This window comes from Celeribacter arenosi (genome assembly GCF_039539485.1).
Lineage (GTDB): Bacteria > Pseudomonadota > Alphaproteobacteria > Rhodobacterales > Rhodobacteraceae > Celeribacter > Celeribacter arenosi.
Genome location: NZ_BAABDF010000007.1, coordinates 567,345 through 589,604, shown reverse-complemented (window position 1 = coordinate 589,604; position 22,260 = coordinate 567,345). Strand labels below are relative to the sequence as shown.

Annotated in this window: 19 protein-coding genes and 1 riboswitch; of the genes, 7 read left to right on the top strand and 12 right to left on the bottom strand. The window is 58.6% G+C overall.

Features of this window, described 5'->3' with window-relative positions; genetic code table 11:
* Positions 1-45: 45 nt before the first annotated feature.
* From ABD815_RS10510 to ABD815_RS10495, 4 genes are all read left to right on the top strand, one after another.
* Complete coding sequence (locus ABD815_RS10510) at positions 46-1,167, top strand: Hint domain-containing protein (RefSeq protein WP_344847039.1); 1,122 nt, start codon at positions 46-48, stop codon at positions 1,165-1,167.
* Positions 1,168-1,335: 168 nt separating this feature from the next.
* Entirely contained in the window at positions 1,336-2,358 is a 1,023-nt protein-coding gene (gene ilvC, locus ABD815_RS10505) for a ketol-acid reductoisomerase (protein WP_344847037.1), read from the top strand.
* A gap of 136 nt (positions 2,359-2,494) precedes the next feature.
* Positions 2,495-2,746 (top strand): VPEID-CTERM sorting domain-containing protein, encoded by a 252-nt coding sequence (locus ABD815_RS10500; protein WP_344847035.1) that lies wholly within the window; start codon positions 2,495-2,497, stop codon positions 2,744-2,746.
* A 109-nt stretch (positions 2,747-2,855) separates the two neighbouring features.
* Entirely contained in the window at positions 2,856-3,236 is a 381-nt protein-coding gene (locus ABD815_RS10495) for a hypothetical protein (protein ID WP_344847033.1), read from the top strand.
* A 12-nt stretch (positions 3,237-3,248) separates the two neighbouring features.
* Here the strand turns inward: ABD815_RS10495 and glmM are convergent, their stop codons facing one another.
* From glmM to ABD815_RS10455, 8 genes are all read right to left on the bottom strand, one after another.
* Complete coding sequence (gene glmM, locus ABD815_RS10490) at positions 3,249-4,595, bottom strand: phosphoglucosamine mutase (protein ID WP_344847031.1); 1,347 nt, start codon at positions 4,593-4,595, stop codon at positions 3,249-3,251.
* On the bottom strand, positions 4,585-5,610 hold the full coding sequence (gene folP, locus ABD815_RS10485; protein ID WP_344847029.1) for a dihydropteroate synthase: 1,026 nt from the start codon (positions 5,608-5,610) through the stop codon (positions 4,585-4,587). Before folP ends, glmM begins: the two co-directional genes overlap by 11 nt.
* An 8-nt stretch (positions 5,611-5,618) precedes the next feature.
* Positions 5,619-6,536, bottom strand: a complete 918-nt coding sequence (locus tag ABD815_RS10480; protein ID WP_344847028.1) for a dihydroneopterin aldolase — start codon at positions 6,534-6,536, stop codon at positions 5,619-5,621.
* A gap of 113 nt (positions 6,537-6,649) precedes the next feature.
* A complete protein-coding gene (locus ABD815_RS10475; protein ID WP_344847026.1) occupies positions 6,650-7,330 on the bottom strand; it encodes a cell wall hydrolase in 681 nt (226 codons plus the stop codon).
* Positions 7,331-7,533: 203 nt separating this feature from the next.
* On the bottom strand, positions 7,534-10,068 hold the full coding sequence (locus ABD815_RS10470; RefSeq protein ID WP_344847024.1) for a putative PEP-binding protein: 2,535 nt from the start codon (positions 10,066-10,068) through the stop codon (positions 7,534-7,536).
* Positions 10,069-10,154: 86 nt separating this feature from the next.
* The gene (glyS, locus tag ABD815_RS10465; RefSeq protein ID WP_344847022.1) at positions 10,155-12,383 is read right to left on the bottom strand and encodes a glycine--tRNA ligase subunit beta; all 2,229 of its coding nucleotides are present in this window, start codon (positions 12,381-12,383) and stop codon (positions 10,155-10,157) included.
* Positions 12,384-12,394: 11 nt separating this feature from the next.
* Positions 12,395-12,913, bottom strand: coding sequence for a DUF6446 family protein (locus tag ABD815_RS10460; RefSeq protein ID WP_344847020.1), 519 nt, complete (start codon positions 12,911-12,913; stop codon positions 12,395-12,397).
* Position 12,914: 1 nt separating this feature from the next.
* The gene (locus tag ABD815_RS10455; protein ID WP_344847018.1) at positions 12,915-13,856 is read right to left on the bottom strand and encodes a glycine--tRNA ligase subunit alpha; all 942 of its coding nucleotides are present in this window, start codon (positions 13,854-13,856) and stop codon (positions 12,915-12,917) included.
* 220 nt (positions 13,857-14,076) lie between these two features.
* On the opposite strand from ABD815_RS10455, the gene ABD815_RS10450 reads away from it, so the two are divergent.
* Complete coding sequence (locus tag ABD815_RS10450; protein WP_344847016.1) at positions 14,077-15,810, top strand: trypsin-like peptidase domain-containing protein; 1,734 nt, start codon at positions 14,077-14,079, stop codon at positions 15,808-15,810.
* A gap of 9 nt (positions 15,811-15,819) precedes the next feature.
* On the opposite strand, the gene ABD815_RS10445 is transcribed toward ABD815_RS10450, so the two are convergent.
* The 3 genes from ABD815_RS10445 to metZ form a co-directional block, all read right to left on the bottom strand.
* The gene (locus ABD815_RS10445; protein WP_344847014.1) at positions 15,820-17,268 is read right to left on the bottom strand and encodes a TrkH family potassium uptake protein; all 1,449 of its coding nucleotides are present in this window, start codon (positions 17,266-17,268) and stop codon (positions 15,820-15,822) included.
* Positions 17,269-17,313: 45 nt separating this feature from the next.
* Positions 17,314-18,414: a GTP cyclohydrolase FolE2 gene (folE2, locus tag ABD815_RS10440; protein ID WP_425549869.1), complete on the bottom strand. Its 1,101-nt coding sequence runs from the start codon at positions 18,412-18,414 to the stop codon at positions 17,314-17,316.
* Positions 18,415-18,510: 96 nt separating this feature from the next.
* On the bottom strand, positions 18,511-19,695 hold the full coding sequence (metZ, locus tag ABD815_RS10435) for an O-succinylhomoserine sulfhydrylase (protein ID WP_344847010.1): 1,185 nt from the start codon (positions 19,693-19,695) through the stop codon (positions 18,511-18,513).
* A 79-nt stretch (positions 19,696-19,774) separates the two neighbouring features.
* Positions 19,775-19,853: riboswitch (SAM riboswitch) on the bottom strand.
* A 131-nt stretch (positions 19,854-19,984) separates the two neighbouring features.
* Here metZ and ABD815_RS10430 point away from each other — a divergent pair.
* Together ABD815_RS10430 and ABD815_RS10425 are read left to right on the top strand one after the other, a co-directional pair.
* On the top strand, positions 19,985-20,908 hold the full coding sequence (locus ABD815_RS10430; RefSeq protein ID WP_344847008.1) for an alpha/beta fold hydrolase: 924 nt from the start codon (positions 19,985-19,987) through the stop codon (positions 20,906-20,908).
* A 31-nt stretch (positions 20,909-20,939) separates the two neighbouring features.
* A complete protein-coding gene (locus tag ABD815_RS10425; RefSeq protein ID WP_344847006.1) occupies positions 20,940-21,650 on the top strand; it encodes a glutathione S-transferase N-terminal domain-containing protein in 711 nt (236 codons plus the stop codon).
* Here ABD815_RS10425 and ABD815_RS10420 read toward each other — a convergent pair.
* A complete protein-coding gene (locus tag ABD815_RS10420; RefSeq protein WP_344847004.1) occupies positions 21,647-22,252 on the bottom strand; it encodes an inner membrane-spanning protein YciB in 606 nt (201 codons plus the stop codon). The genes ABD815_RS10425 and ABD815_RS10420 overlap by 4 nt on opposite strands.
* Positions 22,253-22,260: the final 8 nt, after the last annotated feature.

Here is a 22,260-nt window from a genome sequence, read left to right as displayed (position 1 = left end):
GAGTATTTAGATGAGCGCCGCAATTTTATAAGTCACGGACCCTAGATGGCTACAAAAACGATATACGTCTACGACGCAAGTACGGTCACCGTGAGTAACAGTGCTGGCACCGTGTACCCCGACGTTATCGCAGATGCCCTGTGGGGGGACGCCTTCAGTTGGGAAAACCCCAATGACCTGATGCTGACCGTGCCGTCCTCAACAACCGCCATCGAATTTGAAGACAGCGACGGATTGCTTCAGGACGACCCCTTCTCCGGCAATAACGTCATCGATCAGAAACTGATAGGTTCCGTGTCTTTCGACGGCACCACCTATTCCGAAACAACGACCGATGTGCGTTGGCAGGGCGCAGTGGTGGTTGAGAGCGAATATGTTGTAACGCTCTACGATCAGGCAAACCCGACAGAAATGTACACGATGGTCGGCGTCTCTATTACCGTCGGATATCAGAGCACAGTCGTCGGCGTTGCCTTCGATGGCGCCCAGCCGCCGTCCGGGACCGTCCTCACCTACATTCAGGGTCAGTCCACATATAGCTACATTGGGTCAAACTTTGACCCTGACCAAACGGTACCCTGTTTTGCCGCCGGCACGCTGATTGAAACGCCGGATGGCCCTCGCCCCGTCGAAACCCTGCGGGCCGGAGATTTGGTATCAACTCTGGACGAAGGCCCGAAACCGATCCTTTGGTGGGGCGCCAGTCAGGTTGACGGGACCGGCAATCTGGCCCCGATCCGTATCGCGCCGGGCATTCTCGGAAATACCCGTGACCTCTTGGTATCCCCCAACCACCGCATCCTTCTAAGAGGCGCGGAGGCAGAATTGCTGTTCGGGGAACCCAGTGTTCTCGTCCCTGCAAAGGCCCTCGTCGATGGGCGCACCATTATCCAGACGACGCAGAAACGCATCGCCTACCACCACATCTTGCTCAGCGGCCACGAAATCATCTTTGCCGAAGGCATCGCCACTGAAAGCCTCTTTACGGGCGCGATGGCATTGGCGGCCCTCGATGATGCGGCTCGCGCAGAGCTCGAGGCGATTTTTCCAGAGCACGCTCAGATGATCCAATCTCTCAATCGTCCATCCCTGACGGTTAGTGAGGGACGGCTGCTGATGGCTCACCTGCGAAATTCAGCGCCCAAATCCGCGAACGCCCTGCACTGACGCGGGTCGCGACCTGCCCGACCGCCCCCTGTCACGCATGATTAGATCATGAATATTACGCATTGCGCATGATGTTGCTTCAAAATATGCAATTTCTCGATATTTTGGGCACCGCATACCAATTTCATGCCTATTTTACACCTCGAAACAAACAAAGGGAGCGTCACCATGCGCGTCTATTACGATCGCGATTGCGATGTGAACATCATCAAAGACAAAAAAGTCGCCATTCTGGGCTATGGCTCGCAGGGCCACGCCCACGCGCTGAACCTGCGCGACTCTGGCGCGAAGAACCTTGTCGTGGCTCTGCGCGAAGGCTCCCCTTCCGCGAAAAAGGCCGAAGGCGAAGGCCTCAAGGTTATGGGTATTGCAGAAGCGGCAGCTTGGTGTGACGTGATCATGTTCACCATGCCCGACGAACTTCAGGCAGAGACCTACAAGAAATACGTGCACGACAACATCAAACCCGGTGCTGCAATTGCGTTCGCCCATGGCCTGAACGTGCACTTCGGCCTGATCGAGCCCAAAGAAGGCGTCGATGTGATCATGATGGCCCCAAAAGGCCCGGGTCACACCGTTCGCGGCGAATACACCAAAGGCGGCGGCGTGCCCTGCCTCGTGGCTGTGGACACGGACGCGACAGGCAAAGCGCTCGAAATCGGCCTGTCCTACTGCTCCGCCATCGGTGGCGGCCGCTCCGGCATCATCGAAACCAACTTCCGCGAAGAGTGTGAAACCGACCTCTTCGGCGAACAGGCCGTTCTTTGCGGTGGCCTCGTCGAGCTGATCCGTTGCGGTTTTGAAACCCTCGTGGAAGCCGGTTATGCACCCGAAATGGCCTATTTCGAGTGCCTTCACGAAGTGAAGCTGATCGTCGACCTGATCTACGAAGGCGGCATCGCCAACATGGATTACTCGATCTCCAACACCGCCGAGTACGGCCAATACGTCACCGGCCCGCGCATCCTGCCCTACGAGCAGACCAAAGCGGCCATGAAAGCAGTTCTGACTGACATCCAGCAGGGCAAATTCGTCCGTGACTTCATGCTCGAAAACGCTGTTGGCCAACCAACGATCAAAGCATCGCGTCGCGCCAACGATGAGCACATGATCGAAGAAACCGGTGCCAAGCTGCGCGGCATGATGCCGTGGATCACTGCAGGCAAAATGGTCGACAAAGACCGTAACTAAGTACACCCGTACCAATTTATGGAAGGGCGCCCATTGCGGCGCCCTTTTGCATGGGCGTAGCCATCGTTAATGCCCCGTTAACCTGTTCACCTTATGTCTCTCTGCAACTAAAAAAATTTGGGCCGGAGGCAGAAAAGTGAAAAACTTTGGGTGGGCGCTAACGCTCGTTTTGGCCACGTCTCTCCTACCCGATCTGGCGAATGCCAAACCGGGAAACGGCAACGGATTTGGCAAAAGCGCTCCGGGTGGGTGCACGTTCGGTCGCGCAGTCGGCAACAAACATTGCGCCTTTTTGGCCCCCGAGATCGATGCATCCAAAGGTGGTGCAGCTCTCGCAGGGATTTTAGCGCTTCTTGCGCTGGCGTATGAACGCCGTCGCGCGAGCTAAGGCCTTCGATTTCGGCGATGCGCGACCCTGGGCCACCTTGACCACCGTGTTCTTTCCGTTTCTTGTGCAGCGCAGGAAACAACCGATAGATCGCGCGTCAGGAAACCCGATGCCCACACTTCCCGATGATATGTCACAAAACGACGCTGACGCCATTCAGGCGGAACGCGCACGCATGTTCACGACGCGGTTCTGGTTGAACCTATTGCGTGGTCAGGAGGGGTTGGGCGACACCTTCTGGGCGGGGAATTACTTGTCGGGGTTGTTTTTGATCCCTGTTGTCGTTCTTTTGCTGGCAATTCCACCTGCGTCTGGATTGCTGCCCTTCATCTTTATCGCATTCGGGATCTATCTTTTGGCTGTGGCGCGCGCCGTTGCAATTGCCAAACCCAAAGGCGACACAGGTTTGGGGTGGAAGATTGCCGGCGTTGCTTGGACCTTGCTCAATGCAGCGTCTTGCCTCGCCTACGCACCATTTGTCGGCCCGTAGGCGGATCGCATGCTACCGCGTTGCCGCCTCAACCGCCGCGACGATGCTGTCCACGGCGTTTTCCAGGACGGTCTCGTCCGAACTCTCCCCCATCACACGGATCAAAGGTTCGGTGCCTGAGCGGCGGATCAAGAGACGCCCGTTTCCAACCAATTTACTCTCCGCATCCGCAATCGCGGATTGAACTGCCGCGTTTTCGAGTGGTCGCTGGCCGGTCCCGTAGCGCACGTTTTTAAGGAGCTGTGGAACAGGTTCAAATACGCGGGTCAACTCAGAGGCAGACTGGCCCGTTTCAACCATGGCCGCCAGGAATTGCAGCCCTGCGAGCAGCCCGTCACCTGTGGTTGCGAAATCGGTCATCACAATATGGCCCGACTGTTCGCCGCCCAAATTGTACCCACCCGAGCGCATGCGTTCGACCACGTAGCGATCGCCTACAGACGTGCGCTCAAGGCGTAAACCGCGCCCTTCGAGAAACCGTTCCAACCCGAGGTTCGACATGACTGTCGCAACGAGGGCCCCGCCCGCGAGGCGGTCCTGCTCGGCCCATCGCGACGCCATCAGACCCATCAGTTGGTCGCCATCGGCAACCTTGCCGGTTTCATCAAGGATCATCACTCGATCCGCATCACCATCTAGGCAAATTCCGATATCGGCGCCATGCGCAACGACGGCCTCAGCCGCTGTGTGGACATAGGTGGAGCCGCATCTGTCGTTGATATTGCGCCCGTTTGGCGACACGCCGACCGGAATGACCTCTGCACCCAACTCCCATAGCACCTCGGGCGCTGTGCGATAGGCGGCGCCATTTGCGCAATCGACCACGACTTTGAGACCGTTAAAGGACATCCCGCGCGGCAGGGTGGATTTCACACGCTCGTTATAGCGGAAACGCCCATCATCAATACGTTTGGCGCGCCCGATATTCTGCGCCTGTGCGGGATCCACACCGACGTCCATGAGCCGCTCGATTTCCATTTCGGCTTCATCGGAGAGTTTGAAACCATCGGGGCCGAAGAATTTGATGCCGTTGTCCTCTGCCGGATTATGCGACGCCGAAATCATGACGCCGACATCTGCCCGCATAGAGGTTGTCAGCATGCCCACGGCGGGCGTTGGCACGGGGCCGAGAAGAAACACGTTCATGCCCGTTGACGTGAAACCGGCCGTCATTGCAGTTTCAAACATGTAGCCGGAGAGACGCGTGTCTTTTCCGATAATCACCCGGTGCCCGTGACCTGCGTCCTGACGGAAATACCGCCCCGCCGCTGCGGCAAGTTTCAACGCCATTTCGGCCGTCATCGGAGCCGTATTTGCGCGTCCGCGCACGCCGTCGGTACCAAAAAGCTTACGTGACATCTGCGGCCTCTCCCTGATGCACTGACTGCCAAAGCGCCAGTGCTTGTTTTGTATCCTTGATATCATGAACGCGCACGATCTGAACCCCTTGGGCCACAGCCGCCAAGGCGACCGCGATTGACCCGGGCGTCCGATCTCGCGCTTCGGGTGCATCACCGAGTGTTCCGATGAATTTCTTGCGCGACGCCCCGAGCAGAACAGCGCAGCCTAACCCGTGAAACAGCGACAGGCGATTGAGGATCGCAAGGTTATGCGCGATGGTTTTGCCAAACCCGATGCCCGGATCGACGATGATGCGATCACGGGGAATGCCGGCGGCCTCTGCGACCCCGATACGGACATTCAGGAAATCGTAGACATCCAGCAGCACATCGTCATAGCGCGGATCATTTTGCATCACATCTGGGTCACCTTGGGCGTGCATCAGGCACACGGGCGCACCAGCGCGCGCGGTCGTTTGGGCCAGCGAGGGATCAAAGGTGAAAGCTGACACATCGTTGACCAAAGACGCGCCTGCGGCCAGGGCCTGTGCGGCGACGCAGGCCTTTCGCGTGTCGATGGAAATAGGCACGCTAGAGGATTTTCGGATGGCGGCGATGGTCGGCGCGGTGCGCGCGATCTCTTGTTCCACCTCAACCAGATCGGCACCCGGGCGCGTGCTTTCGCCCCCGATGTCGATGATATCCGCGCCATTTGACACCATGGACAGCGCATGTTCCCGCGCCAAATGGGGGTCGGTGAACTGCCCGCCGTCCGAAAAACTATCGGGTGTAACGTTGAGAATGCCCATCAGGTTCGGCCGCGACAGGTCTAGCCCCGCGACCGGTTTGCGGGGCGCGGTCAGGCGGTCCAGCACGTCTTGCGGGACATCCGCGGCGGCGATGATGAAGGGTTCATTTGCACGCGAAAGCACCTCCACATGGGTGAACCACGTCCAGCCACCCGCAAGCGTGACCGCGCCCGCCGGGCGGACCGGAACGTTTTGCATGAGAGGTCGAAAATAGGGTTTAGGCATCGCGACCTCTACGCAATCGCCACAGGGCCATCGATCGGCAGACAATTCATGTCGCCCGCCCCATCATCACAGGCCCCCAGATGAACGAAATGCTGAGCCGTCAATGTCTCTGCGAGCCATTGTGCGATTTCCAGAGGCCCGCCTTTGGGCCCGTGGACGGCATCGAGCACCATTTTTGAGGGCGCCCAAACGGAAATCTGCCCCTGCTTCATCGCCCAGTCCAATTCGGTGCGGGACGCGCGCACGACGCAGCGAGAATCCCGCGCCGCCAACACCCATGCGTTCTGTTCGATGGCGAGCAGGTCAATCCGCCGCTGGGTGAGGGTTGTGCGCGATTTTGGCCATGCGCCTGTGGGGTATCCAACGGTGATAACCACGGGACGCGGATCATCGGCAAGGGCATCGATCCACGCATCCAATTCGGGTGCAGCCATCGCTTCCGCGCCCAAATGAACCACGAGCGGATGGGGAACCGGCGCCTCGATCGTCACCGCTCTCTCTCCCGCTTGGCCATTTGTGCGAACGATCTCTACGCCGAGCGCGCCGGGACCACGGTCGAGCTTTTCTACCCGCACGAACACGCGAAAGGCGCGCGGTTCGGTCAGGATGCGCGTTGCAATCCGTTCGGCCAGAGTTTCCAGAAGGTTTAGCCGCTCCGCATCCAGTTCAATGCGAATAGCCTCGGTGAGACGGTCATAGGAAAGGATGCGGTCTACATCGTCGTCTATCGGCCCCGTCACAGGCGTCAGTTCCACCACGATGTTGAACGACACCCGTTGGCGCACTCCGCGTTCTGCCTGAAACGCGCCGATTTCGACTTCGACCACGTGATCGCGCAAAGAAATCCGGTCGAGCGGTCCGCCTTGTGCTGTCGCGGCAGCACGAGCTTCGGGATGGTCGAAGGCGAGGTTGATATCGGAAACCATGGGCACCTGAGTGGCTGTTTGCCGACTAGCTACCGCGTTTTCGCCCCGAGGTCCAAGCCAAACACCGCGCGCTTAACCCGCGCGCGGCAACGACCCGCCTATCTGTGGCCGCCTCAGGCCTGTGGCATCCGGTAAAAGAAATGGACGCCGATTTGCGCAGTGCGGGCAAATTTCTGGGCCCACCGCGGCGAAACCGCATTGGTGTGGTAATGCGTTGCACCAGAAGTCAGGCGACGTGGCGCACCATCCAACATCATCCGCGCGACCTTGGCGACGCGTTCGAACGCGCCCTCTTCGTGGATCGCTTCTGCGCGACCGTCGCATGTGTAGGAGAATTGGCATCGGTGCAAAGCGCCCGTGCCCTGATTTACAACGCTGCACACCGAGCTTGGAAAAGCAGGTGAAGAAACACGGTTCAAAATCACCTCAGCGACTGCAAACTGACCCTGAACACTTTCGCCGCGGGCCTCAAAATAGAGTGCTTCGGAGAGGCATTTGAAATCCTCGCCGCCGTTGGCTTCGGGCAGAGAGTCCAGATATTCGCGCGTGTAGGAAATCTGCACAGGCGGCGTTGGCTTTGGCTTGGGTTTATATTGTGCGAGGACACGGGATACGGCGGAGGTGTCAACGGTCTCCATCGCACTATGCTCTTGCGCAAACAGCGCGGTTAGTTCCGCACCCAGCGCGAGCTTGGGATTGTTGGACTGACTAAGCGTCACATCCGCATGCACAGCCTGCGCGGAGACGAAAGCCAGACAAATGGCAAGCGCCCGAAGGCCTTTAAAACTTTTCATGGACCCCTCCATTGCGCCCCCCAACATGGCGGGCCTCACGGTGGCATTTCGGCGGCTTACCTAAGAGAAAAGTGCTCAAAGGTCCAGTGCAGGGCCCGGACGGAGAGGTAAAGCAGGCGAAAATGTGGCGGAAAGTCGCCGGTCACGAGGTCAAAAATACGCGTTTTTGTATTACTTTACAACGCGTTAACCATAATGCCGATCTACTTGATTTCTGCTGCGACAAGTTGTGCCGCAGCCAACCGTGCCACCGGAACCCGGAAGGGAGAGCACGACACATAATCGAAACCGGCAGCCCTACAGAAGGCAATGGATTCGGGATTCCCGCCATGTTCCCCGCAAACCGCCAACGTGAGATTCGGTGAGGATTTTCGCCCCCGCGCTGCGCCGATTTCGAGAAGCTCGCCGACCCCTTCGGTGTCCAAGGTATGGAACGGGTCCTCGGGAAAAACGCCCTGCTGAACGTAGGCGTTCATAAACCGGCCCGCATCGTCGCGTGACAAACCATATGTCATCTGGGTGAGATCGTTTGTACCAAATGACAGGAACGCCGCATGCTGTGCGATCTCGTCAGCACGAAGCGCGGCGCGTGGCGTTTCAACCATGACCCCCAGACGATAGGTAAAGTCAGCACCCGTTTCATTGCGCACAGCGGCGGCAACGCCGTCGATCTGGGTTTTGACGAGTTCCACCTCACGCTTGGCGGAAACCAGCGGGATCATGATTTCGGGAACAACCGCACGGCCGGATTTGGAGGCCTCAATCGTTGCCTCGAAAATCGCGCGGGCCTGCATTTCGTAGATTTCAGGGAAGGTGATGCCCAAACGGACGCCGCGCATCCCGAGCATCGGGTTGAACTCGGACAGCCATTCAATCCGGCGCGTCACCTCCGATAGAGGCCGATCCAGTGCGTCCGCCAATTCGCGGGCACCCCGTCGGTCGCTTGGCAGGAATTCGTGCAAAGGCGGATCGAACAGACGGATACAGACCGGCAGGCCTTCCATGATGCGAAACAGTTCGATGAAATCGGAACGTTGCATCGGCAGGAGGCGGGCGATGGCTTCGCGGCGGTCGTTGTTGCCGTCTGCGAAAATCATTTCGCGCATCACAGTCAGGCGGTCACCTTCAAAAAACATATGCTCCGTTCGGCAAAGACCAATGCCTTCTGCTTTGAAGTCCCGCGCCATGGCGGCGTCGGTCGGCGTGTCGGCATTGGCGCGAACACCAAGATCGCGAATGCTGTCCGCCCAATCCATAAGTGTCAGATACCAATGATCTTTTGCGGGCGGGAGCATCTTCGCCTCGCCCATCAACGCTTCGCCGGCAGTCCCGTCGATGGTGAGAATGTCGCCCTCTTTCAGCTCACGACCATCTTCCAATGTGACAGTGCCTGCGCGGGTATTGATACGGATCGAGGCACCGACGACGCACGGCACGCCCATACCGCGCGCGATCACTGCCGCATGTGACGTAACTCCGCCCCGTTCGGTCAGCACACCAACGGATGAATGCATCCCGCGAATGTCTTCGGGGGCGGTTTCGCGGCGGACCAGAATGCAGGCCTCGCCTCTGGCTTCATGCGCCTGAGCGGCAGATGACGTGAAAACGATCCGGCCACAGGCGCCCCCCGGGCTCGCGGCGATCCCATGGGCCACCACAGCGCGGCGGGCCAACGGGTCGACCCGCGGGTGCAATAATTCGGTGAGCGATCGAGCCGGAACCCGCAAAATCGCCTCATGGCGCGGAATAATTCCGTCTTCGGCGAGTTGAACGGCCACGCGCAGGCCAGCGCGAGACGACCGCGGAACGCGGATGGCGTCGAGCACGCGCAGTTCACCATTGTCGATCGTGAACTTCAGCTCCATTTCGTCGCGCAGACGGTGACGGCAAAGCTGCGTTGCCTCGACAATGGCTCTGAACAGTTCAGGTTGGTCGTACTGGAATGACTTTTCGCTCTCGGAGGCGAGCGGCATGGACGGCGCATTGTGGGGATCGATTGCCGGCGTATGCCGTTTGTAAGTCCCGTATGTGCCGGGGGCACCGGTTTCACCGTCAACGAGTTGGACGACGCCATGGCCGCATTCACCATCACCAAGGGCGAGTGACATCGCCTGCACGACCAGTCCCAGGCCCGCATCTGCGGGGGCGCCTTTCGCCTGGCGCAATAGTCGCGCAGTGGTGCCTTCCCATGCGCGCGCCATCGATCGCAGGACTTGGCCCAATTGCACGGCCGGATCCTGTGGAAAGTCTTCACCAGTTTCTTCGAGATAGGCCACTTTGGCAGCGCGAACGGCGTCCCCTAAATCGACCGACCCGTCAAATTCGAACAATTCTGCGTCCACACGCTCTACATTCACCGAATAAGTTTGCACAAATTCGAGGTAGAGACGGTCTGCGGTATGTTGCCCGTATTTTGCCGCGAGCTCACTCTGACGCTGGTCATTCATGCCGATATTGAGGATCGCACCGGGACCACCCCAGTCGGGATCCTCTGATGATGGCCGCACGGACAAGAGTGGGCGCTCACCAAATACGCGCAAAAGGGCCGCGATATCGAAGAGCTCCCCTTCCGCCAAGCGGTGCACCATATCAAAGGAGATGGCGACGGTTTCGGGCACCGGCAAATCGAGGCGGATCAACCGCTGAAGGCACTTTGCCCGCCCGCCATGGGTGGCGATACCGATGGGGGCCACGCGGCGAACGCGTGTGAATCCGAGAATGTCACTATCTTGCTGCACTGCGGCACTCCTTCGCGCGAAAGGGTACGCTGCCCCCTTGCAGGCCGCAACTTAAACCTTTGCGCGCGCAAGGGTTCGTTAGGGAACTACCCCTCGATGCGCGTCAGATCAGCCACAGAAAGACAAGTGTCGCGGATGCGTCCCAGCAGGTTTAGCCGGTTTCGGCGAATGATATCGTTATCGGCATTGACCTGAACGGCCTCGAAAAACGCGTCCACGGGCCCACGCAATCCCGCCATTGCGGCCATGGCGGATGCGAAATCTTCGCTCTTCATGGCGGGCGAAATTTTGGTTTCTGCCACGTCGAGGGCGGCAAAAAGTGCACGTTCTGTGTCGGATTCAGCGAATTTGATGTCAGGGCCGTAAGAGTATTCGACGCCGTCTTTTTCCTCGGCTTGGGTGAGGATGTTATTTGCGCGTTTGAAACCCTGGATGAGGTTCGCCCCGTCTTCGGTGGCGAGCGTTTGGGAAAGCGCGCGGGCGCGTTTCACCAAAAGTGTGATGTCGTCATTGCCTGCCATGGCGAGGCAAGCGTCGATGACGTCATGGCGGATGCCTTCATCGCGCAGGAATACTTTGAGACGGTCATGGATGAACCCGAGGAGGTCGGCTGACGTGTCAGGTAGCGGGCCGGCGGCATCCTTGGCGGCTTTGGTCGATTTGTCGTCCAGTTTGTCCGCAATCGCATCAAAGGCCGCGCCGAAAACACCGTGCTCGGCAATCGCTTCGAGGATTTCTTTGAGGGTATCGATCACGCCATCGCCTTCGGCGACGAGGGAAATCTGATGCGCCAGAAGTTGCGTGTCGATGAAACGATCAAGATGAAGCCGCACGTCGTTGGCGACCAAGAGACGGATCAGGCCCAATGCGGCGCGACGCAGTGCAAACGGATCTTTGGACCCCGTCGGCTTTTCATCAATCGCCCAGAAACCAGTGAGTTTGTCGAGTTTTTCGGCGATGGCTACCGCGACGGAAACGGGTTGCGTCGGAACGTCATCGGAGGGGCCTAGAGGCGCGTAGTGGTCGCGGCACGCGTCGGCAACGCCATCGGACAAACCTGCCTTCTGCGCGTAATAGCGCCCCATTGTGCCTTGCAATTCGGGGAATTCATAAACCATTTCCGACGAAAGATCGGCCTTGGCAACCGTGGCGGCCAAGGCTGCTTCTGCTGCGTCTGCACCGACCACGGGCGCAATATCGCGGGCGAGTGCGGAAATCCGTTTGATCTGGTCGCTGACCGTGCCGAGTTTGTTGTGGAACGTGACTTTGTCCAGTGGCGCAGCCAGGGCTTCCAGGCCCCCGCGCGCGACGGTGCGAAGGTCGTTCTCCCAAAAAAATTTGGCATCCGACAGGCGCGCGGCGAGCACTTTCTGGTTGCCCGCCAGAATGGTCGCGCCGTGATCTGCCGTTTCGCGGTTGGCGACGGTGACGAATTTCTCGATGCGACCGGTGCGCGGGTTTCTCACGGAGAAGAACTTTTGGTGCTCTTTCATCGACGTCTGCAGAACCTCGGGCGGCAGGTCGAGGAAATCCGCGCCGATATCGCCCATCAGCATCACCGGCCATTCGACCAGACCGGCCACTTCGGCGAGCAGCCCACGGTCCTCGACGACCTCCAACCCTTGGGCGAAGGCCGCGTTTGTGGCGTCATGCCAGATCGTTTCCGAACGGGCCTGCGCGTCGAGAATGACGAAATGACGGCTGAGTTTCGCGACATAGTCGTCAAATGATGCCACCGAAAAGGATTCGGGCGCCATGAAACGATGGCCCCATGCCGTGTTGCCCGCCGTGATGCCGTCGATTTCCAGAGGCACAACTTCGGCGCCGCCTTCGTCGCTCAGGATGCACAGGATGCTGTGCAAAGGGCGAACCCATTTGAGCGACCCATTGCCCCAGCGCATGGACTTGGGCCATGGGAAATTGCGAATGGTCGCTTCCAAAACCTCGGCCACGATCTCGGCAGCTGGCCTGCCGGGTTTTGTGATCTTGGCCACATAGACCTGACCCTTTTTCTCGTCGCGGATTTCCAGGCTTTCTTTGGACACCCCTGCCCCGCGCAGGAACCCTTCGAGAGCTTTCTCGGGCGCATCGACGCGCGGCCCTTTGCGTTCCTCAACCGTCGTCACAGATTCCGTTAAAAGCCCATCGACCGACAACGCCAGCCGGCGTGGCGTCGCAAACGCGCCTGCCGACGCATAGGTCAACCCTGCCTCAACCAAACCGTCAGTGACGCGTTTCTTCAGGTCCTCGCTGGCGCGTTTTTGCATGCGCGCGGGAATTTCCTCGGAATAGAGTTCAATCAGGAGGTCGGCCATATCTGTGTCCTTCAAGGCGCGGGCGGGCAGCCAGCGGGTGCGGGATCGCCGTCAAATACGGCCTCGCCACAAGGGTTGATCTGGTTCCACGCGAAACCGCGACCGTCCGGATAAACGGCGATCACGCGGTCGATGCCGTAGTGGATGTTTGCCTCGCCAAGGATAGAGATCGCGTTACCGTTCTCGATATCCATGCCGATCTGGTCCGCATCAAAGCAGGAAAACCAATTCGGCGCGACGAGCGGCGTGGCATCATCGTAGGGTTCAAAAGTTTCCGTGATCATTGCGAGGCTAAGCGGGGTTGTAAAACAGGCCCGAAACCGGATCGGTGAGGTTTCAGCGTCTATGCCGGTGAAATCGGTCGCCAAAAGGTCTTCGGACGTGCCGACAACTGTAGCCGCCGTGACTTCAGACGCAGGAGCGGAGGCATCCAGACGCTCATAGTAGGCATAGACCTGACTGTAATAGAGCGCCGCACCGAAAATCAAAGAAGCGCCCACAATCCCACCTGCAACCCACTTACCGTTCATATCACTCAACCGCCTCGGCCACATGACCGCCCGCTGTCGTTTGAACAAAGGCATCTGCGCAGGCTTTCGCCAAGGTGCGAACGCGACCGATGTAGGCCTGACGTTCGGTGACGGAGATCACACCGCGCGCGTCCAGCAAATTGAAGATGTGGCTGGCTTTGATGCATTGGTCATAGGCAGGATGGACCATGATGATCCGCTTGCCGGTTTTCGGGTCCTCGGCGTCGACGGCGAGGAGCGAATGGCACTCGGCCTCGGCCTCTTCGAAATGCTTGAGGAGTGTCTGTGTATTCGCGGCGTCGAAGTTGTGGCGTGAGTATTCTTCTTCTGTCTGTTTGAAGATGTCGCCATAGCTTAGCGCGATGGGCGCCTGTGGATCGTTGAACGGCATATCCATGACGTGATCAATGCCCAGCACATACATCGCGAGTCGTTCGAGACCATAAGTCAGCTCACCCGACACGGGTCGGCAATCATGACCCCCAACCTGTTGGAAATAAGTGAACTGCGACACTTCCATGCCGTCACACCAGACTTCCCAGCCGAGCCCCCAAGCGCCGAGCGTCGGGCTTTCCCAATCGTCTTCTACAAAGCGGATATCGTGCAGTTCGGTATCAATACCGATCGCTTTGAGGGAGCCGAGGTAGAGTTCCTGCAGGTCTGGCGGGCTCGGTTTGATGAGCACCTGAAACTGGTAATAGTGTTGGAGGCGGTTCGGGTTCTCACCGTAGCGGCCATCGGTTGGACGCCGCGAGGGCTGAACGTAGGCCGCCGCCCATGGGGTCGAGCCGAGCGAGCGCAGGGTCGTTGCCGGATGGAACGTTCCCGCACCTACTTCCATGTCGTAGGGTTGAAGAACGGCGCACCCTTTGGCGGCCCAATAAGTTTGTAGCCGCAGGATGATTTCCTGAAAGGACCGCGGTTTCTGGACGGTGTCGGACATGGTCGCCTCGCACTTTCGCTGCAGGCCACTCAATAGGCGAGGCTCGGGGGGGCGTCAACGCGTTGTAGAGCCCTCGAAAGGCGCTTTTACGTGACGCATACTGTAATTTGATCGCGAGACGGTCGCGGAGTGTTGACCTTGCCGCTCAACATGTTTTTTTACCCCTCAATAGTTTGAAAGGGTCGAACGGACCCAACGCACACAGGAAGTCAGGGTTCTTATGAAACGCCTTTTCGCCGCTCTCCCCATCGGGGTCGCAGCTATGTTAGCCTCTTCGACCGCTGTTTGGTCTGAAACCTGGATCCAGATCGAAGCGCAGCCGTCCCTGACGCAAGCAACAGAAGCCGCGCAGCGCTATTCGGCGAGCCTGCCCAATGTGGTCGGGTTCGATTTGCCCGGCCGGTGGCATGCGATTGCAATTGGCCCTTTCGCAGACGATGACGAAGCTGACGCCTACCGTCGTTCGCTCTTGGCGGTACGACAAATCCCCTCGGATTCCTATTTATCGGACGGGTCCCGATTTGGAGCGCCGTTCTGGCCCGTCGGCGCGTCGCTCGCAGCGATTGCGGGTGCGCCTGCGCCAACTGCCACCACCGATGCACCCGTTGAGGTTGCCCAGCCGATCGCACCCGCAGAAGAGACTCCCGCACAAGCCCGCGCATCCGAGCGTGAACTGGACCGAGATGCGCGTGAGGCCCTTCAGGTCGCATTGAAATTCGCAGGCCATTACTCGGCAGCGATTGACGGTTCGTTCGGTCCGGGCACGCGAAACGCCATGGCCGCGTGGCAAATCGCGAATGCGTTTGAACCCACAGGTGTTCTGAGCACCAAACAACGCGATATGGTTCTTTCTTCCTATCGCAATGTGCTCGACGGTCTCGGGATTGCACGGGTCAGTGACGACGTCGCGGGCATCGAAATCGATCTCCCGCTCGGGGTTGTAACCTTTGACGCCTACACACCGCCGTTCGCCAAATTCAGTGCCAAAGACGGGTCGGGCGTTCAGGTTCTTCTGATCTCGCAAACCGGAGATCGCGATACACTCGGCGGTCTGTACGAGATCATGCAGACACTCGAAATCGTGCCGGTCGAAGGGCCACGCGAACGCGGAGAACGGGCGTTCACTTTGGTGGGGGCGAACGATCAGATTGTGAGTCACACGGAGGCCCGGCTTTTCGACGGCACGGTGAAGGGGTGGACATTGATCTGGCCTGCCGGCGATGAAAGCCGTCGCCAATTGGCGCTGGCGGCCATGCGGGAGTCATTCACGCCACTCAGAGATGCCGTTTTGCCCGACAGCTATGGCGCGGGCGGGGAACAGGACATCGATCTCCTTGCGGGTCTGGAAATCCGGCGCGCGGATGCTGTGGGCACCGGTTTCTTTGTTTCCGATGCCGGTGCGGTACTCACCACCAGCACCTTGGTCGAGAATTGTCGCCAGATTACCTTGGACGAGAATACCGAGGCCACCGTCACCTCGATGTCGGACGGTCTCGCCCTTCTGACACCGACCACACCGGTCGCGCCCTTGGCGGTCGCACGCTTTGACGCCCATCTACCACGCCTCCAGTCGGATGTTGCCGTGTCGGGTTTCGCGTATGAAGGTCGCCTCGGCGCACCCACACTGAACTACGGCATTCTGGCAGAGCATCGCGGTTTGGCGGGCGAAACCGACCTGCTACGTCTGGACATGACGACCCTGCCTGGCGAGGCCGGTGGACCGCTTTTTAATTCTGCTGGCGGGGTTATCGGTATCCTTGCGCCGCATTCCGCGTCGTCGCGCGCATTGCCTGAAAACGTGTCCTTTGCCTACGACATGGAAAAGCTTGTCTCCTTCCTCTCCGAGGCCGGTGTTACCGTTGCCGCCAGCGAGGCGACAGAGGCATTGTCGGATCCCGATCTCGTTGAGCTGGGTCGCAATCTAAGCACATTGGTGAGCTGCTGGACCGACTGATCGTCTGGTTTAGCTGCGCCAGAACCGGACCGTGAACAACGCATAGACCGACATGACTTCTAGCCGCCCGATCAGCATCGCGGCGGCCAGGATCCATTTTGCACCGTCGTTGAGCGATTCAAAGTTGCCCGCAGGCCCGATGATATCACCAAGCCCCGGTCCGATATTACCGATTGCCGTGGCCGCGCCTGAAATCGCGGTCACGAAATCGAGCCCCGTTGCCGCGAGCAAGACAGCGATCCCTCCGAGAGACACGATGAAGAACGAAAAGAATGCCATAACCGATGAGATAACATCCTCGCCCACTGCGCGGCCCTGATAGCGTGCAGAGAAAATGCCGTGGGGGCTGTGGATGCGGCTGATTTGCGCCTTCAGAGACGCGATGAGGAGTTGATAGCGGAACACTTTTACAGAGCAGGCTGTGGAGCCCGCGCATCCGCCGATCAATCCGATAAAGAAAAACGCAACCGCGGGCAGCGCGCCCCAGAGTTGGTAATCCACAGACGCGTACCCTGTCCCGGAGATGATCGAGGTGACGTTGAAGATACCTTCTCGGAACGAGTGTTCGAGATTGTCGTTGTTGACGACCAACCGGTATAGGGAAAATGCGATTACCAAAGTGAAGATAATGCCAAGGTATGCGTGCACCTGAGTGTCGCGCCACAGGGGTTTCCATGTGCCCTGCAAAATTTGGACGAAGCGCACGAAAGGCAAGCTCGCCAAGATCATGAATACCGACGCGACGTATTCGGCTGGCCCCTGATAGATGCCGAAAGACGCATCATGGGTCGAAAATCCACCGGTCGAAACCGTCGTCAAAGCATGGTTCAACGCGTCAAAGGCGGGCATTCCCACGGCCACATAGGCGACATGGCATGATACCGTGAGACCAAGGTAGATCACGGAAATACGGCTCGCGATTTCTGCGGCACGTGGCAGGACCTTTCCGTCTGTGTCGAAGGCTTCGGTGCGAAACACCTGCATGCCCCCGACGCGCAGTTCGGGCAGGAAAACCATCGCCACGACAATGATACCCACCCCGCCGAACCATTGCAGCATTGAGCGCCACAACAAAATCCCCTCAGGCAGGGCATCGAGGCCAGTAAAAACCGTCGATCCGGTGGTTGTCATGCCCGACATCGCTTCGAAAAACGCGTCCGTCACGGAGGATTGGGTTTCGCCGATAATGAACGGAATGCCCGCAAAAATCGGCAGGACGAGCCAAACCGTGGTCGTGAGAAGGAATATCTGTTGGATCGATAGGCGGTCAGACACCGCATTTGAGGACGCCAGCGCAATAGACCCACCGGCGACGAAAGTGATGACGCCTGCTTCGAAAAAGACCTGCCAATCACCGTTGCGAAAGTAAAGATCAACGAAGAGGGGCACGGCCATAGTCAGGCCGAGAATCGCGACAAGCGCACCGATTACATATCCAACGGGTCGTAGGTCAGTCATGTCGCAAGGCTTGGCCGCGTCGCGCGACCAAGTCAAGCGCGCCCGTCAACCAACGTGGATCAGCGTCGAGAAAAGCTTTGGATCGAGGCTCTCGTTTGTGAAGGTGGTGCCTTCGGTCAGGACGGAAACCGCATCATGGCTATGCAGGCTTTCCTGATGCGAGGCGATGATGCGGAAATCACCGACACGGGGGTCACCTTCCAGAGCTTGTGCAAACAGACGCGCGGCGTCTTCGACAAAAATCGGGTTGGCGGCATTCAGTTCCGCAAAGGCCTGCTCATCTTCGCGTTTGACCATCACTTGTGTTTCGGTCGCCACGGCGCCACGGGCCAAATCGATCAGGTCCTCGAACCACAGGCAGGGTTGATCGCTCTTCATTTCCACCGACATGCGCGCAACCGAGCGCTGCGAATGCGGGGTCGCGAGTTGTTGCCGGGTGCGTCGGGCATGTTCGGAAAGCTCGAGCGAGCATGGGCATGTCGACGAGTAGACATAGTCGAGATGCATGATCTTTTTGCGCACGCCGTCGCGTTCCACGAGCTCTAGCGCAATGTCGTAATACTGGTAACCCGCCAGACCGGAGCGCAGGGAGTCGACCTTCACAGGAAAGGAAAACCGCATCTGAATGCGCGCATCAAAGCTTTCGAGATCACGTTTGTAGTCGTCGAGCGCGGCTTCGATCACATCAAAGGAAAATGTGCGCTCAACGTGTTTGTAGAACGAACGCATGATGCGGGACATGTTGATGCCCTTTTTCTCTGCCTCAAGGCTCACCGTACCTGTGACCGAGGTTTCGAGCGTCAGATCACCATTGTCGCGGCTATGAAAACGGATCGGGAGGCGGAAGTTCGATATCCCGACATGCTGAATCTGGCGGCGCGCACCACGGATCAGGCTTTCGGGGCCGTTCTGCAGATCAGGCAGCGTGCCGCGATATGCTTCGTCGGCCTCGAAATCTTCGGGATAGGCACGCCTCAGCGCGGGGTAATTGGCAAAATCATCCGCCTCGGGAAGGAGCCGTGCAATCGCGGGGTCAAGTTCGGCCACCTCGGTCGGCGTGGCCCCCCGCGCCCAGTCACGCAGGCGCTCAAGCGCATCTTTCGCCTCAGCGAGACGAGCCGTCTTATCCACATCATTTGGCTGCATGTTCACGGGCCCACCCTCCACCTTATACTGTGCAGATATAGGGGCACGCCCCCGATTTACAAAGAAATACGGGGGCGAAACAGGTTTGGATCACGATTAGATCGCGTCGAGTGCGCCCAAAACATCGGCCAGAATGTCTTCGGGATCTTCGAGCCCCATCGACAAGCGGACCAGACCGTCGGTCAGACCGACCTCTGCGCGTTTTTCCACCGGCACGTTTTTGTGCGTGGTCGTGCAGGGGTGTGTCGCAATTGATTTTGCATCCGCAAAATTGTTGGAAATAGTAAATACATCCAACGCGTTGAGAAATTTGAAGGCGGCGTCTTTGCCCCCCTTCAGATCGATTGTGATGACGGTCCCACCGGCCTCTGCCTGCGAAATCGCAAGGTCATACTGTGGGTGCGCCTTATGGGTCGGGTAGCGCACAAAGTTGAGCGCACGATGCCCTTCGAGGGCATCACAGAGCGTCAATGCCGTGGCCGCCTGCTGACGCACGCGCAGATCGAGCGTCTCGAGGGATTTTAATTGCAGCCAGGCGTTGAACGGGGAAATCGCCCCGCCGGTATGTTTGACATACATTTCGATCGGGCCGCGGATCAGATCACGGTCGCCCGCGATGATCCCGCCGAGGCAACGTCCCTGCCCGTCCACATGTTTGGTCGTGGAATAGATGATGAGGTCCGCACCCGCCTCCTTGGCGTAGGAAAACACCGGCGTGCACATCGCGTTATCGACCACCACTATCGCGCCGACCGCATGGGCCAGATCACAGACCGCTTTGAGATCGATGACCTCCAAAGTCGGGTTGGAAATGCTTTCGAGGAACACGGCCTTTGTGTCGGGGCGGATCGCCGATTTCCACGCGTCGAGGTCCATGCCATCGACCATGGTGGTTTCGACACCGAATTTGGGCAGCACTTCGGAGACGACATAGCTGCACGATCCGAAAAGCGCGCGTGAGGAAACGAGGTGATCACCCGCCTGCAATATGGCCATCAATGCGCCGGAAACAGCCGCCATGCCGGAGGCGGTTGCAAATGCATCTTCACATCCCTCGATTTCCGCCATGCGGTCTTCGAACATGCGCGTGGTCGGGTTGCCGTAGCGGGCATAGATGAATTCATCATCGCCCTGCTCGACAAACCGTGCCTCTGCGGCCTCGGCACTGTCGTAGACAAATCCCTGCGTGAGGAACAAGGCTTCGGACACTTCGCCATATTGCGAGCGACGCGCACCGTGATGAATCAAACGTGTGCGTGGTTTCCAGTTTTTCTCGGTCATATCTCGCGGCTCCCTTCAGCCAACAAAAAACCCCACCTCGATCAAGAGCGGGGGCGCGGGGAGACCCGGTTTCGGGCTTTGGCGTCTCGTCTCGACCTCTTTAGCGGCATGTTTAGCGTGGCCCGCAATCCGGTGAACAAATCGCCACGATGCGCTTTGGCTACAAATCCTGCGACAAGCTGTCAACTCCGAGCGCCCCTGTTAACAAAGATTTACCTCGGAGTCGCACCATCGTCGCAAAGAACGCGCAGGTATCGCGCGAGCAGTCGGATCGTGAGGCGAAAAGGCCATGCCACTTGTTCAGGTAAATGTGACGGGCAGTCAGGCTGTCGAGGTTGAAGACGGGGCACTTGGGCGCGCCTTGGAGACCGCCCCCAAGGATGCGCCGGTCATTATCTGTATTCATGGCTACAAATTCTCGCCCCAAGTGCCCGCGCACACGCCGCATGACCATATCCTCGCGCTCGACCCCAAACGTGCATGCCGCAAGGCAGTGAGTTGGCCGCGCGCATTGGGATTTGGCGGCGGCGATGCGGCAGAGGGGCTGTGTATCTCGCTCGGCTGGGAGGCACGTGGTTCCATCTGGCAGGCCTATGAGCGTGCGGCGCAAACCGGCGAAGCCTTGGCGCGGCTGATCTGGAAACTGGACCGGCCCGTCCACCTGATTGGCCATTCATTGGGGGCACGCGTCGCGCTCGCAGCACTCGGTCATCTGCATGCGGGGGCTGTGGATCGGCTGGTCCTGCTCACGGCGGCCGAGTTTCGCGACAAAGCTCTTGCAGCTTTAGACAGCGAAGCGGGCGGTGCGGCCGAGGTGATAAATGTCACTTCACGCGAAAACGACGTTTATGACTGGCTCTTCGAACTCGCGCTTTTCAAAGGCGACGGTGATTGGCGGTCGCTGGGAAGTGGCCTTGGCACCTCGCGGCGCAACTGGGTCGATGTGCAAATCGACGACGTTCAAACCCGCGCAGCACTCGGACGGTTGGGGTTTTCAATTCCGGCGGCGGACCGGCTCATTTGTCATTGGTCTCCCTACCTGCGCAAAGGCGTGTTTGACTTCTACGCATCCGCTCTGCGGTCCCCTGAACGCCTCCCGATGGGGTTGATGCAAAGCCTGTTCGAGCGCCCCCATGCGCCGCGCTGGTCTCGTTTACTCACACCCCGCTTGCAGCCGCGGTCGTTGCCTTTTCGCCGGAACCCTACATTTTAGAGCCTAACGTCCTTTGCGCGGAGGCTTTGCCATGACGACCAAACCAATCGACCTTTACTACTGGCCCACACCCAACGGGTGGAAAATCTCGATTGCGTTGGAAGAAATGGCGCTCCCCCACGAGGTTCATTTCGTCAACATCGGGGCGGGTGAGCAATTCGAACCGGATTTCCTGAAAATTTCCCCGAACAACCGGATGCCAGCCATTGTCGATCCCGACGGGCCGGACGGTGAACCGATCTCGATCTTTGAATCCGGCGCGATCCTGCAATATCTGGCGCGCAAAACCGGACAGTTCTGCGGTCCCACTCAGCGTGACCGGATCGCCGTGGATCAATGGCTCATGTGGCAAATGGGCGGGGTTGGCCCGATGGCCGGACAGGCGCATCATTTCCTCAAATATGCCCCTGCGATGGATCCGCCCAACGATTTGCCCTACGCGAAAGACCGTTACCGCAATGAGGTTTCGCGTCTCTATGGTGTTCTCGACCGGCAATTGGCGAACAACGAATTTGTTGCGGGTTCATTCTACTCGATTGCCGATATGGCGATCTGGCCCTGGGCTTCGCTCTGGGAAGGGCAGCAGCAAACGCTGGACGACAAACCGAATCTCGCACGCTGGCTGTCGCAGGTCGGCGGGCGCGACGCGGTGCAACGGGGGCGTGCACTGGGGGCGGAAAAACGCGGTGATCTGACAAAGGATAAAGAGGCCCAAAAACTCCTCTTTGGTAAGCGCGACTAGCGTTCTTTGTCTTTCTGAATGGTGTGACGCGCGAACAGGCCCGACTGGCTAAAGATGAATGCAAACATCGCAATCGGCAGGCCGAAGGTTTTGAATTTCACCCATGCGTCGGTAGACATGGTTCTCCAAACCAGTTCGTTGGCGATGGCCAATGCGACAAAGAACAACATCATCCGGAAGGTGAATTTCTTCCACCCCTCGTAGTCCAGAGGCAAGGCTTCGCCCATCACAAGGCTGAGGTAGGAACTGCCCCGCAACAGGCCAAAACCGAGGATTCCCGCAAAGAGCAGGTAAATCATCGTCGGCTTCATTTTGAAAAAACGTTCGTCATTCAGCCAGATCGTCAAGCCGCCGAAAACCGTGACCAGCACGAGGGTCATGATCTGCATCACCGATAGCTTTCCGGTAATGCGCCAAAGCAGAAATGTGGACAGGGCCAGTATTGGAATGAACAGGGCCGTCATCAGGATGAAGCCTGAATAGGTCACGCCGCCAATCATGAATTCGCGGTCCTTAAGGAACACATATCCTGCGAAAAACGCGAGGATAGGTCCGAACTCCAACGCCGGTTTGACCCACGGTTTGATCTGCTTGTCAGTCATAGTGCGTC